General features: G+C 65.7%; 11 protein-coding genes and 1 riboswitch. Of the genes, 9 read left to right on the top strand and 2 right to left on the bottom strand.

What is annotated here, in order from left to right:
- Nucleotides 1-27 precede the first annotated feature (27 nt).
- Complete coding sequence (locus DY468_RS15310) at nt 28-711, bottom strand: DUF938 domain-containing protein (RefSeq protein WP_164605664.1); 684 nt, start codon at nt 709-711, stop codon at nt 28-30.
- 132 nt (nt 712-843) lie between these two features.
- A riboswitch (cobalamin riboswitch) is annotated at nt 844-1,047 on the top strand.
- A 109-nt stretch (nt 1,048-1,156) separates the two neighbouring features.
- Between DY468_RS15310 and DY468_RS15305 the strand changes: the two genes are divergently transcribed.
- The 5 genes from DY468_RS15305 to DY468_RS15285 all read left to right on the top strand — a co-directional run bounded on the left by DY468_RS15305 (nt 1,157) and on the right by DY468_RS15285 (nt 5,858).
- The gene (locus DY468_RS15305) at nt 1,157-3,268 is read left to right on the top strand and encodes a TonB-dependent receptor (RefSeq protein ID WP_164605663.1); all 2,112 of its coding nucleotides are present in this window, start codon (nt 1,157-1,159) and stop codon (nt 3,266-3,268) included.
- Nucleotides 3,268-3,408 (top strand): hypothetical protein, encoded by a 141-nt coding sequence (locus DY468_RS15300; protein WP_164605662.1) that lies wholly within the window; start codon nt 3,268-3,270, stop codon nt 3,406-3,408. Before DY468_RS15305 ends, DY468_RS15300 begins: the two co-directional genes overlap by 1 nt.
- Nucleotides 3,405-3,692: a hypothetical protein gene (locus tag DY468_RS15295; protein WP_164605661.1), complete on the top strand. Its 288-nt coding sequence runs from the start codon at nt 3,405-3,407 to the stop codon at nt 3,690-3,692. The genes DY468_RS15300 and DY468_RS15295 overlap by 4 nt, the downstream gene beginning before the upstream one ends.
- Nucleotides 3,693-3,865: 173 nt before the next feature.
- On the top strand, nt 3,866-4,060 hold the full coding sequence (locus tag DY468_RS15290) for a hypothetical protein (protein WP_164605660.1): 195 nt from the start codon (nt 3,866-3,868) through the stop codon (nt 4,058-4,060).
- Nucleotides 4,061-4,637: 577 nt separating this feature from the next.
- Nucleotides 4,638-5,858 (top strand): ABC transporter substrate-binding protein, encoded by a 1,221-nt coding sequence (locus tag DY468_RS15285; protein WP_164605659.1) that lies wholly within the window; start codon nt 4,638-4,640, stop codon nt 5,856-5,858.
- Nucleotides 5,859-5,978: 120 nt separating this feature from the next.
- On the opposite strand, the gene DY468_RS15280 is transcribed toward DY468_RS15285, so the two are convergent.
- The gene (locus DY468_RS15280; RefSeq protein WP_164605658.1) at nt 5,979-7,265 is read right to left on the bottom strand and encodes an MFS transporter; all 1,287 of its coding nucleotides are present in this window, start codon (nt 7,263-7,265) and stop codon (nt 5,979-5,981) included.
- Between the two features lie 280 nt (nt 7,266-7,545).
- Here DY468_RS15280 and DY468_RS15275 point away from each other — a divergent pair, with 280 nt between their 5' ends.
- From DY468_RS15275 to DY468_RS15260, 4 genes are all read left to right on the top strand, one after another.
- Nucleotides 7,546-8,199 carry an ABC transporter ATP-binding protein gene (locus DY468_RS15275; protein WP_164605657.1) on the top strand — a complete coding sequence of 218 codons (654 nt, stop codon included), beginning with the start codon at nt 7,546-7,548 and terminating at the stop codon, nt 8,197-8,199.
- The gene (locus DY468_RS15270; RefSeq protein ID WP_164605656.1) at nt 8,196-10,661 is read left to right on the top strand and encodes an FtsX-like permease family protein; all 2,466 of its coding nucleotides are present in this window, start codon (nt 8,196-8,198) and stop codon (nt 10,659-10,661) included. The genes DY468_RS15275 and DY468_RS15270 overlap by 4 nt, the downstream gene beginning before the upstream one ends.
- Nucleotides 10,651-11,736, top strand: a complete 1,086-nt coding sequence (locus DY468_RS15265) for a lipocalin-like domain-containing protein (RefSeq protein WP_164605655.1) — start codon at nt 10,651-10,653, stop codon at nt 11,734-11,736. The genes DY468_RS15270 and DY468_RS15265 overlap by 11 nt, the downstream gene beginning before the upstream one ends.
- 66 nt (nt 11,737-11,802) lie before the next feature.
- The gene (locus tag DY468_RS15260; protein ID WP_164605654.1) at nt 11,803-12,195 is read left to right on the top strand and encodes an MAPEG family protein; all 393 of its coding nucleotides are present in this window, start codon (nt 11,803-11,805) and stop codon (nt 12,193-12,195) included.
- Nucleotides 12,196-12,331: the final 136 nt, after the last annotated feature.

Here is a 12,331-nt window from a genome sequence, read left to right as displayed (position 1 = left end):
CCGCACCATCGGCGGCCGTGCATGGGCCTACGCGGGTTTTGCTCGGACAAACACCAGTATCAGATTGTTGGCCGGCATCTCGACGATCTCGCTCAGCGCCAGGCCGGCGCTGGCACCGAGCCGTTCCACATCCGCAACGTCGCGCACGCCCCACTCGGGATTGGCGTCGCGCAGGCTGGTGTCGAACACCGCATTGCTGAGCGCGGTGTGATCGCCGCCCCGCTTGTACGGCCCGTACAGCACCAGCATGCCGTCCTGGCGCAGCAACCTTCCGGCGCCCGCCAGCAGTCCTTCGGCGACCCGCCATGGCGCGATGTGCAGGACATTGGCGCAGAACACCGCCAGCAACTCACCGGGAGCAGCCGCTTCGGCTGACGCGACCGACCAGGCGGGATCGGCAAGGTCGATTCGCTGGGGCGGGCGCAGGTTCGGCAACGCCGCATGGGCCCGCCAAGCGGCGATGCTCTTGAGGTGCTGGTCGTTGACGTCGCTCGGCCACCACACGATCGAGGGGTGTTCCCGCGCTAGCGCCGCGATGTGCTGGCCGGTGCCGCTGCCAGCTTCGAGCACGTCACCCTGCCGGCCGGCGAGCAACCGCGCCAGCACGGAGCGGATCGGCGCATCGTTGCGATGAAACGCAGCGGCATCGAGCCGGCCGTCGGGCTCGACGCGCCGTCCATCCTTGCCGTACTCCACCACGAATTCCGCCATCGTCCGCCTGCCGCTCCAACTATCGTGCGAGGTGTACAGACCCGGCTGTTACACGCAAGTCACAGCCGGTCACAATCCGACCACGATTGCACCCGGCGTCGCCTTCGACGAATTGACTCGCGAATCCCGCGACTTCTAGATGGCCTCGACGGTTCCCGAGAGGGATGAAAAGGGAATACGGTGCGAACGCTGCCATTTTTTGCGTTCCAGGCCGTAGCTGTTCCCGCAACTGTAAGCGGATCGTCTTTCGTCGGATGCCACTGGGAACCTCGGTCCTGGGAAGGCGACGGAAGATCAACCGCGAGCCAGGAGACCTGCCGTCGCTCGTGGTCACACGCGAAGTTGCCGGCCGGGAATTGCAGGCATTGTCTTCACCGCTTCCGAAAAGCTCGGTGAGACCTCGTTCGCTGTGACGTGCCACAGACGTCAGCCGAGGTTGAACCTTATGCACTCCCGACCCGCCGCGCCGCGGCCTTGCTCCGCACTTTCACGCGCGCTTCTCGCTTCCACCATTCTGGTGCCCGCGCTCTCGCTCGCCACGCCCGCCGCCGCGCAGGACGTGCTGCCGGAGATCGTCGTCAGCGCCACCGCGACCCGCGCCTCCAACGCCATCGTCGGCACGTCCAGCACGGTGATCACAGCCGAGGACATCGCGCGTTCACCGGCCCAAACCGTGCAGGACATCATCGCGCAGACGCCCGGTGTGCAGAGCACGTCGCTGTACGGTGGCGTCAACGGCACCGGCTCCTCGGTCGATCTGCGAGGTTTCGGCGCCACCGCGACCTCGAATACGTTGTTCCTGATCAACGGCCGCCGTCTCAACGACCTCGATCTGCAGGGCATCGACCTGTCGAGCCTCCCGCTGCAATCGATCGAGCGCATCGAGATCACTCGCGGCGGCAGCGGCGCGGTGCTGTACGGCGACAATGCTGTCGGCGGCGTCATCAACATCGTCACCAAGACCGGTGCCGGCGGCCCACCCGCATCGTTCCGCGCCGAAGGCGGCGTCGGTTCGTTCAATCAGCGCCTCGCTGCGGTGTCGGCGGCTTTCAATTCCGGCCCATGGTCGACGTCGGCCTTCGCCAATCACGTCCGCACCGACGGCTACCGTACCAACAACGCACTCGAACAAAACAATGCGCTGGGTGAGCTGCGTTACACGACGAGCGACTTCAGCGCGTTCGTCAACATCTCGGGCGACAACCAACGCCTCGGCCTGCCGGGCTCGCGGACCGTCGATCCGTCGATCGGCCTGAATCAGTTGCAGACCGACCGCCGTGGCACCAACACGCCGTTCGACTACGCCGACAAGCAGGGCACCAATATCACGGCCGGCTTCACCACATCGCTTTGGGACGGTGCCGAACTGATCGTCGATGGCGGCGTGCGCGACAAGCGCCAGCAGGCCGCCTATTTCGGCAATGTGCCGCTGTCGCCATTCAGCGCCAGCTCGTTCGACGCACATCTGCAGACCTGGTCGATCACGCCGCGGCTGAGCATCAAGAACGCGTTCTTCGGCCTGCCGTCGAAGATCCTCACCGGTCTCGACTATTACGACGCGACCTATGATTCCGACCGCGGCCAATATCGCGGCACGCCGCCGGTTCACGTCTACAACCTGTCGCAGAAGACCCTCGCCGGCTATTGGCAACAGACGATCGCCGTCCTGCCGACCACCGACTTCTCCTATGGCGGCCGGGTGCAGAGCGTGAAGGTCGAAGCCGCCGATCGGCTCAATCCGCTGGCGCCCGGCTATTTCGGCGGAGCGCAAGCGCTGCCGCTGGACAGCACCGAGACCCAGCATGCGCTGCATGTCGGCCTCGAACATCGCTTCAACGACGTCTTCAGCATGTTTGCCCGCGCCGCCCGCGCGTTCCGCACCCCAAATGTCGACGAGCGCGTCGCCTCCGGGCCGTCCTACGACGCATTCTTCAATCCGATCCCGGGAACGTTCACGCTCAAGACCCAGACCTCGGTGGATGTCGAAGGCGGCTTCCGGATCAAATCAGGTCCGTTCGAGATGCAGACGAGCGTCTACAACATGGATCTGACCAACGAGATCCGCTACGACCCGGTCAACTTCTACAACACCAATCTCGATCCGACCCGCCGTTATGGCGGCGAAACCTCCTCTTCGATCCGCATCAGCGACTCGCTGTTGCTGCGCAGCGGCGCGGCCTACACCCGCGCAACGTTCCGCGAAGGACCATTCTCGGGCAACGACGTGCCGCTGGTGTCGCGCTATACGGCGAATGCCGGCGTGACCTGGAACGTCTGGCAGAAATACGTCGTGTTCGATGCCACCGCGCGGGTCTGGAGCAGTCGCTTCATGGACAGCGACAATGCCAACAGCCAGGTCAAGATCCCGGCGAACGGCACAGTCGATGTCAAACTGAGCGGCGAGATCGACCACTTCTTCTGGTCGCTGAGCGTGATCAACCTGTTCAACGCACAATACTACGATTACGCGGTGGCCAGCAGCTTCACGCCCGGCCGCTACGGCGCCTATCCGCTGCCCGGCCGGACCTATCTGGCCAAAGCCGGCGTGACTTTCTGATGAAGGCGGCTGCGTTCCGCAGCCGCATCTCACGCGAAACCAACGTCGAACAGCCTCCGAGCGCCGAAAGGCTGTTCGGAGGCTTTTTTCGTGCTATCACGCCGCCTCCCAACTGGAACGCGATCGAACTGGAAGAATGACGAACGACGACGATCACCACGCTGGCAACGCTGCTGAAGGTCGCGAAGGCAAGGCCGAACGCGACGCCGCAGCCAAAGCAGTCCTCGACAACATGGCGCGCCTGCGCGCCCTGCGGCTCGCCCGCGAAGCCGCGATGCCGCAAGCCGCGACATCGAGCAAGGCCAGACGGGCCAAGACGACGGCCTCGACCGCCAAGCGAGGCACCAAGAAGACCGAGGACGACAAGCCCCGCCCGCTGTCGGAATGGCTGGCCGACCAGCAAAGCTCCGGTCACCGGACCTGAGACCGTGCGGCAAGGCCCGCGACGCAACAGCGAGCCTTGCGAGAATTGCGTGCGAGCCCTGACAAATCCGGTCTGGTGTCGGCTCTGCAATCGCAGTTGAAATGAACTGCCAACAACGCCGGTCGCGTGTGTGCCTCGTGCCACCCGCGCCGGCCATCACGGGACCGAGAGCCATGATCGGCTTTCTGCACAAGCGCCCCAAGGTTGCCGCACCGAAGCGCGGCGATAAGGCTGACGACAGCCGCGGGGCCAGCGAAGCCAAGCCCGCGCCGACGCAGCCGCCGCCTGCCCTCGACGAAGACCTGTACGAGGCCGGCGACATTTGCGCACCGGACCGCGATCGCGACGACTATACCAAGGATCTGTAACAGGCCGGCGCCGAGGCGTGCGCGCATCAGGCCGGCTGCTCGAATCCTCGATCGATCTGCGCCATGGTTGCCGCATCGCGGAGGTGATCGCCCCAGCCTTTGGCCGCCAACGTTGAGGCACGACCGGGAGCCGCGAGCACGATCGGTGCCGTCGCGGCGAACAGCGATGCAACGCACGCACAAAACGTGAGAACAGGCCGAGACACAGTCGCGCCGGACCGCAGATCTCGACAGGACTCCCGGCGTGTCCGAGGACGGTGGTCGCCTGTCACGCAGAGCACCTGCCGCGCTCGGATAGCAATACGCGAAGCCGACGCCCGGCGGGACTCATCATCGCACGCCCCTCGTGCTCATCGCTCATCCCGGCTCATCCCGCAGGTAGCTCAGCAGGACTTAGTCCGCTCCACGAAATATGCGCATCTGCGAATGACCTGCGCCGCTACGTCGCCGCGTAATTCAATTGAACGACGGCGGTTCTCGTGACAGCGTAAGCAGGATCGTACCGAAAACAAAAAGCACGGGCGATCGATCTTTAGCCCGCACCGCAGAGTGCGGCTTTCAACGAGAGGAAACGCATTTGTCCATTCGCACCTCGCTCCTGCTGGCCAGCGCTCTCGCGCTCGCTGCGGCTCAGCCGGCTTTCGCCCAGAAGAAGTACGGCCCCGGCGTTACCGACACCGAGATCAAGATCGGCCAGACCATGCCGTACAGCGGCCCGGCCTCTGCCTATGGCGTGCAGGGCCACGTCGAAGACGCGTACTACACGATGATCAACGCCAAAGGTGGCGTCAACGGTCGCAAGATCAAGCTGATCAGCCTCGACGACGCCTATTCGCCGCCCAAGACGGTCGAGCAGACCCGCAAGCTGGTCGAACAGGAAGAGGTGCTGGCGATCATCGGCACCATCGGCACCCCGACCAACACGGCGATCCAGAAATATCTCAACGCCAAGAAAGTGCCGCAGATCTTCATCTCGACCGGCGCGGCCAAGTGGGACGATCCGAAGAACTTTCCGTGGACCACGCAGCTCTACCCGCCCTACCAGATGGAGGGCATGATCTTCGCCAAGTACCTGCTGAAGAACAAACCCGACGCCAAGCTCGGCGTGTTCTCGCAGAACGACGATGCCGGCAAGGACTACGTCAAGGGCCTGAAGGACGGGCTCGGCGACAAGGCCAAGACCATGATCGTCAAGGAGGTCACCTACGAGGTCACCGACCCGACGGTCGACTCCCAGATCGTGGCGCTGAAGGCCTCGGGCGCCGACACGCTGTTCACGATGGCCACGCCGAAGTTCGGCGCACAGGCGATCCGCAAGGTGCACGAACTGAACTGGAAGCCGCTGAACTTCGTGGTCAGCGTGTCGAGCTCGATCAAGGGCGTGCTCGAGCCCGCCGGCAAGGAAGCCTCCACCGGTCTCCTGACCGCGCTGGCGGCGAAAACGCCGACCGATCCGCGGTTCGCGAACGATCCCGACGTCAAGGAGTTCAAGGAATTCCTGGCCAAGTGGTACCCCAAAGGCGATATCGCCGATGGCTCCACCGTCACCGGCTATATCTCGGCCTATATGACCGTGAAGGTGCTGGAAGCCTGCGGCGACAATCTCACCCGCGACAACCTGCTCAAGCAGGCGACCAACATCAAGCCGACGGCCGCGCCGATGCTGCTGCCGGGCATCAAGATCTCGACCCGCCCGGATCGCTATGCCCCCTACACCCAGATGCAGATCGCCAAGTTCGACGGTGCGAGCTGGGTGCCGGAAGGCGAGGTGTTCAACACCGACGCGGCGAGCCAGTAAATCGTCTCTTGCAAGACCAAGAGACTGAACGACGTGATGGCCGGGCTCGCCCCGGCCATTTTCGTTTTCGTGGAGTTGATCGCCGGTGACTTCGAAAGTCGGGCGCAGCGACCGAAAACCTCAGGCCGGCTTGCGAAGTCCGAGAGAGACCGGCTCCGCACCCTTCAGCAGCCGAGCACGCTCGGTGTTCGGCCACAGCAGCAACAGGCCGGCGACGCCAGCGGCGATCATCACCCCACCGTTGATGGCGTAGCCGAAGAGGTAACCGTTGAGCGGCGAGGACGCGTGCTGCAGAACATTCCCCATCACCCAGGGCGCGACGATCCCGGCCAACGTATACAGCGCGCCGTAGATCGCAATCGCGGCGCCGCGCTGCGACACCGGGGCGAACTCGGCGATCATCGGCGGACACACCACATAGATCGAGCCGCACAGGCCGGAGCCGACCACCAGGGCGACGATCCGCGCGGTGGGGCTCTCGATATAGGGCAGCATCAGGATGATGGCGCCGCCGACCACGAGCGGCGCCGCGCCGAGCACGCCGCGCGCCATCCGGCTGGAGACTCCGCGTTGGATCAGCCGCTGCGACAGCCAGCCGGTGAGCAGCACCACGCTGGCGCCGAACACCCACGGCGTGATCGAGATCAGTCCGGCCTGATGCTGGCTGAAGCCCAGCCCCTGGATGATGAACGTGGTGAACCAGGTCAGCCCGAGCGACAGCGCCCAATAGGCTCCGAACGTCGCCAGGATACAGCCGATGAAGGTGCGCGAGGTCAGCAGCCGCGCGTAGGGAATCCGCACCTCGGCCGCGGCGACGGCGGCGCTCGGCACCAGCGGGCCCTCTTTGCCGAGCGCGATCCACGCCGCCGCCCACATCAGACCAACGATTCCAAGCGCCGCGAATGCGTAGTGCCAGGAGTGATTGACGATGATCCAGTTCAGCGCCGGCACCGCCAGGATCACGCCGAACGCCGAGCCCTGCGACAGGATCGCGGTCGGCAGCGTGCGCTGATGGTCGGGAAACCATTTGTAGATCGCGTGCGCCGCGACCGAGAACGCCGGGCCTTCACCGGCGCCGAGGATGATCCGGCAGATCACGAAGGTGGCGAAGGAAACCTCGCCGACGATCGGAAACTGCGCCACCGCCCACACCAGCGCCAGTGCCAACAACACCCACCGCGTCTCGATGCGATTGACGATGAACCCGACCACGATCGCCGAGATCGAAAACAGGAAGAAGAACGACGAACCGAGCAGACCGAATTGTTCGGGTGAGAGCTTCAGCTCCTGCATGATCGGCACGCCGGCGAGCCCGACCACGATCTTGTCGGCGAAATTCACCACCATGAACAGAAACAGGAGAAATGTAATTTTCCAGGCGCCTTCCGGCGTGGATTGCGCGGCCATGACGATCTCCCCGGACCAGTCGTTCGACGACCCTTTTTGCGAGTCTGTCGCGAGGTTGCCGCCGGCATCGATCGAATGCAATCCGGGATTTGACAAATCGTCGCAGGGTGCATCGCAGCGATCCGTTCGCCGCGCATCGGACGCACCGTCTTGAGCGATGGATTCACAACCCCATATCGTTCAGGACGAGCATGACGACGAGCGATTGGAAGACGAGAATGACCGGGTCACACCGGCGCGGTATGCGCGCTGTGTTTATCGCGCAGCGCGAGCTGTGCCGATGCTGATCGTTTCCAACCTCACCAAGTCTTATTCCTCCGGCCAGGACCGCGTCGCGGTGCTGCGCGGCGTCGATCTTGCGGTGCAGCCGGGTGAGAGCGTCGCGCTGACCGGCGAATCCGGCAGCGGCAAGTCGACCTTGCTGCATCTGATCGCCGGCCTCGACCAGCCCGATGGCGGCGCCATCACGTTCGGCGAAGAAACGATCTCGACGATGCCGGACGCCGAGCGCGCCGCCTTCCGCCGCGAGCGGCTGGGGCTGGTGTTTCAGCAGTTCAATCTGATCCCGAGCCTGACCGTCGCCGACAATCTGGTATTCCAGGCTCGCCTCGCCGGCCGCCATGATGCGGCGTGGCGCACCGAGCTGATCGAGCGGCTGGGGCTCGGCGCCTTGCTGAAGCGCTACCCCGAGCAACTCTCCGGCGGCCAGCAGCAGCGTGTCGCGATCGGCCGCGCGCTGGCGATCAAGCCGCTGCTGCTGCTCGCCGACGAGCCGACCGGCAATCTCGACGAAGCCACCGCCGACGACGTGCTGGCGCTCGCCACCGATCTGGTCCGCCGCACCGGCTGCGGCTTCCTGATGGTGACGCACAGCGAACGTCTCGCCGGCATGCTCGACCGAAGGGTGCATCTGCACGCGGGGCTGATCCATTGAGGCGGGCGCTGTGGATCCTCGCCGTACTGCTCAGCCACTGGCGACGGCATCCGATGCAGCTTGCGACCCTGGCGATCGGCCTGATCTCCGCGACTGCGTTGTGGAGCGGCGTGCAGGCGCTGAACGCACAGGCCCGCACCAGTTACGACCGCGCCGCCGCGGCGCTCGGCGGCAACCGCACCGCGACGCTGGTGGCGCGCGACGGCGGCAGCTACGCACAACAGCTCTATGTCGATCTGCGCCGCGCCGGCTGGCCGGTGTCACCGGCGGTCGAAGGCGCGATCCGGCTCAGCGGCCGGTCGCTGCGGCTGCTCGGCGTCGAACCGCTGTCGCTGCCGGTCGAAGCCCGCACCGCGCCAGCGCTCGGCACCGGCGACCTGCAGGGCTTCATCCTGCCGCCGGGCCAGACGCTGATTGCGCCGGAGACGCTGCGCGAATTCGGGCTGACCGAAGGCGCTACCCCGGAGCTGCCCAACGGCCAGCATCTGCCGCCGCTGAAGCCGCAGGCAGAAATCGCCCCCGGCGTGCTGGTGGTCGATATCGGCCTTGCGCAGAAGCTGCTCGACATGCCGGACCGGCTGTCCCGGCTGCTGCTCGGCAGCAAGCAGGATGGTTCGCGTCCGCCGCTGCGCGACATCGTCGGCGATAGACTGCAGCTGGATCAGCCGGATGCAGCCACTGAGCTCGAGCGCCTCACCGACAGCTTCCACCTCAACCTCACCGCCTTCGGGCTGCTCTCATTTTTGGTGGGGCTGTTCATCGTCAATTCGGCGATCGGGCTGGCGTTCGAGCAGCGCCGCCCGATGCTCCGCACCTTGCGGGCCTGCGGTGCCTCCGCGCGGCAGCTCAACGCCGTGATGGTGATCGAGCTGTGTCTGATCGCCCTGCTTGCCGGCCTGATCGGGCTGGTCTGCGGCTATCTGATCGCTGCGACGCTGTTGCCCGACGTCGCCGCCACCTTGCGTGGTCTATACGGCGCGCAGATTCCCGGCGAGCTGTCGCTGCGGCCGGAGTGGTGGCTGGCCGGCATCGCCATCAGCATTCTCGGTACTCTCGCGGCGGCCTCCGCTGCTCTGATCAAGGCGGCTCGGCTCCCGGTGCTCGCCGCCGCGCAACCTTACGCCTGGCAACAGGCACAGTATCGCTGGCTGATCGTGCAGGGCGCTGCCGCGCTCGCGGTGTTCGCCGCCGGCTTCGGCTTCCTGTGGTTCGGCGACTCGCTGCTGTCGGGCTTTGCGGTGCTGGCCGCGATCCTGCTCGGCGCCGCGCTCGGCCTGCCGGCGATCCTCGGACTCGTGCTGGCGCTCGGCGAGAAGCTGGCGCGCGGGCCGCTGACGACCTGGTTCTGGGCCGACAGTCGGCTGCAGCTCTCCGGCCTGTCGCTGGCGCTGATGGCGCTGCTGCTTGCGCTCGGCGTCAATGTCGGCGTCGGCACCATGGTCGAGAGCTTCAGCCGCACCTTCCAGCGCTGGCTCGACGGCCGCCTCGCAGCAGAAGTCTATCTCAATGCGGCGACCGATCAGCAGGCGACCGAGATCAAGGCTTGGCTGAAGGACCGCCCCGAAGTCAGATCCTTACTTCCCGGCGCTCGTGCCGAGGTGAAACTGCAGGGCCAGCCGGTCGAGCTGATCGGCTTTGCCGATGACGCCACCTATCGCGATCACTGGCCGTTGCTGGAGCACACCAAAGACGTCTGGGACCGCGTCGCGCGCGGCGATGCGGCGCTGGTCAGCGAACAGCTGTGGCGCCGGCTCGGCGTCAAGCTCGGCGACCGCATCGTGGTGCCGAGCGATCGCGGTCCCTGGCCTGTGGAGGTGGTTGGGATCTATGCCGACTATGGCAATCCGCGCGGCCAGCTCGGCGTCGCGTTCGGCGCGCTGGTGACGCATTTCCCCGATGTGGCCAAAACGCGATTTGGACTTCGGGTCGATCCTGCGCGCGTGCCGGCGCTGATCGCCGACCTGCGCAGCAACTTTGCACTTGGGGAGCGCAGCCTCGCCGATCAGTCGACGCTGAAGGCGATCTCCAAGCAGATCTTCAGCCGGACCTTTGCGGTGACCACCGCGCTCAACGCCTTCACGCTCGGCATCGCCGGCGTGGCGCTGCTGACCAGCCTGTTGACGCTGGGCGCATCGCGGCTGCCGCAGGTCGCGCCGCTGTGGGCGATCGGCATCACCCGCCGCCGGCTGGCGCTGGTCGAACTGACGAAGACACTGGCGATGGCCGCGATCACCGCGCTGGTGGCGCTGCCGCTCGGGCTGTTGGTGGCATGGTGCCTGATCGCGGTGGTGAACGTGAAGGCGTTCGGCTGGCGGCTGCCGTTCGAGGTGTTTCCGTTCGAACTGGCAAAGCTGGTGGGCATTGCGCTGCTCGCGACCTTGCTGGCAGCGGCGCTGCCGATCCTGAAGCTGATGCGGATGCAGCCGGCGCGGCTGGTGAAGGTGTTCGCCGATGAGCGTTAGAAGTCGGATCAGCCGCCGGGCATTCGCGGGCGGCCTGCTCACGGTCGCCGTCGCGCCGCCAGTGTGGGCGCAGGGCTTTGCCGGACTCGGCAGCGACGCCGGCGGATTTGCCCCTGTGGTGCCTGGACGCAAGCTGGCGTTTCCCGACGACCACGGTCCGCATCCGGATTTCCGGATCGAGTGGTGGTACCTCACGGCGAATCTGAAGGACGCCGCCGGCAACGCCTATGGAGCGCAGTGGACCCTGTTCCGCCAAGCGATGACGCCGGGCCCGCAACGTGACGGCTGGGCCAACCAGCAGATCTGGATGGCGCACGCCGCCGTCACCAGCGCCGACATCCATCGCTTTGCCGAGAAGTTTTCGCGTGGCGGGGTGGGCGTGGCGGGGGTCGAGGCCTCGCCGTTCAAGGCGGTCATCGACGATTGGGCGATGCAGGGAAGTTCGGCAACCGAGCCGGCAACGCTGTCGCCGCTCGAGGTGACGGCGCGCGGGACCAATTTCAGCTACGCGCTGCGGCTGAGCGCCGACCGGCCGCTGGTGCTGCAAGGCGACAACGGCTACTCGCGCAAGTCCGAGCGCGGCCAGGCGTCGTACTACTACAGCCAGCCCTATTTCACCGCGTCCGGCACCCTCACCCTCGACGGCCGCGCCATCGCGGTCGAGGGAGCGGCCTGGATGGACCGGGAATGGTCGAGCCAGCCGCTCGCTTCCGACCAGACCGGCTGGGACTGGTTCTCGCTGCATCTGTCGACGGGCGACAAGGTGATGCTGTTCCGGCTGCGGCAGCGCGACGGCAGCAACTACTTCGCCGGCAACTGGATCGGCACCGACGGCCGCTCAGCGCCGCTGTCACCCGATCAGATCAGACTCGAACCGCTCGGCTTCACCACGATCGGTCCGCGCCGGCTTCCGACGCGCTGGCGGGTGGAGGTGACGGGTCACGATCTGGCGATCGAGACCACGCCGCTCAACCCGGCAAGCTGGATGGGGACCAGCTTTCCCTATTGGGAAGGGCCGATCGCCTTCAAAGGTAACCGGGTCGGTGTCGGGTATCTTGAGATGACCGGATATTGAGTTCAAGCTGGAAGCAACCGGCGGCCATCAGCCGGACAAGAACGAACCTAGTCTGGGAGCCCTTGGATGTTTCATTACACCACGATCGTCACCCTTCTGGCGTTGATGTTCTACTTCTACACGTCGCTGCAGGTCGCGCGGGCGCGGATGCTGTACGGCGTCAAAGCTCCGGCGATCTCCGGCCACCCGGATTTCGAGCGGGTGTTTCGTATCCAGGCCAATACCTTGGAATGGCTCCCGATCTTCCTGCCGTCGCTGTGGCTGTTCGCCTATTATCTCAGTGACGTGTTCGCGGCAGCGGCCGGTGCGGTGTGGATCATCGGCCGGATCCTCTACATGCTGGGCTACGCCGCAGCCCCCGAAAAGCGCGGTCTCGGCTTTGCGGTGCAGATGGTCGCGACCGCCTTCCTGTGGGGCGGCTCGGTGTACGGCGTCGTGCACCAGATGCTGGGAGCTTGAACCATCCTCCGTCACGGACGTCATGCGCGGGCTTGACCCGCGCATAGCCGGCTCCCTCTCCCGCTTGCGGGAGAGGGTTGGGGTGAGGGCGCCCCAGGCAGTGAGTTATCGATCGCTGAGAGGAGTGCCCCCCCCC

Origin of the sequence: Rhodopseudomonas sp. BR0M22 (assembly GCF_010907035.1) — a bacterium.
GTDB lineage: Bacteria > Pseudomonadota > Alphaproteobacteria > Rhizobiales > Xanthobacteraceae > Rhodopseudomonas.
This window is presented reverse-complemented; position numbering and strand designations above follow the sequence as displayed.

Excerpts from the sequence above, each read along its gene's own strand:
- DY468_RS15310 (WP_164605664.1), bottom strand. The coding sequence starts at position 711 with ATGGCGGAATTCGTGGTGGAGTACGGCAAGGATGGACGGCGCGTCGAG.
- DY468_RS15305 (WP_164605663.1), top strand. The coding sequence starts at position 1,157 with ATGCACTCCCGACCCGCCGCGCCGCGGCCTTGCTCCGCACTTTCACGC.
- DY468_RS15300 (WP_164605662.1), top strand. The coding sequence starts at position 3,268 with ATGAAGGCGGCTGCGTTCCGCAGCCGCATCTCACGCGAAACCAACGTC.
- DY468_RS15295 (WP_164605661.1), top strand. The coding sequence starts at position 3,405 with ATGACGAACGACGACGATCACCACGCTGGCAACGCTGCTGAAGGTCGC.
- DY468_RS15290 (WP_164605660.1), top strand. The coding sequence starts at position 3,866 with ATGATCGGCTTTCTGCACAAGCGCCCCAAGGTTGCCGCACCGAAGCGC.
- DY468_RS15280 (WP_164605658.1), bottom strand. The coding sequence starts at position 7,265 with ATGGCCGCGCAATCCACGCCGGAAGGCGCCTGGAAAATTACATTTCTC.
- DY468_RS15275 (WP_164605657.1), top strand. The coding sequence starts at position 7,546 with ATGCTGATCGTTTCCAACCTCACCAAGTCTTATTCCTCCGGCCAGGAC.
- DY468_RS15265 (WP_164605655.1), top strand. The coding sequence starts at position 10,651 with ATGAGCGTTAGAAGTCGGATCAGCCGCCGGGCATTCGCGGGCGGCCTG.
- DY468_RS15260 (WP_164605654.1), top strand. The coding sequence starts at position 11,803 with ATGTTTCATTACACCACGATCGTCACCCTTCTGGCGTTGATGTTCTAC.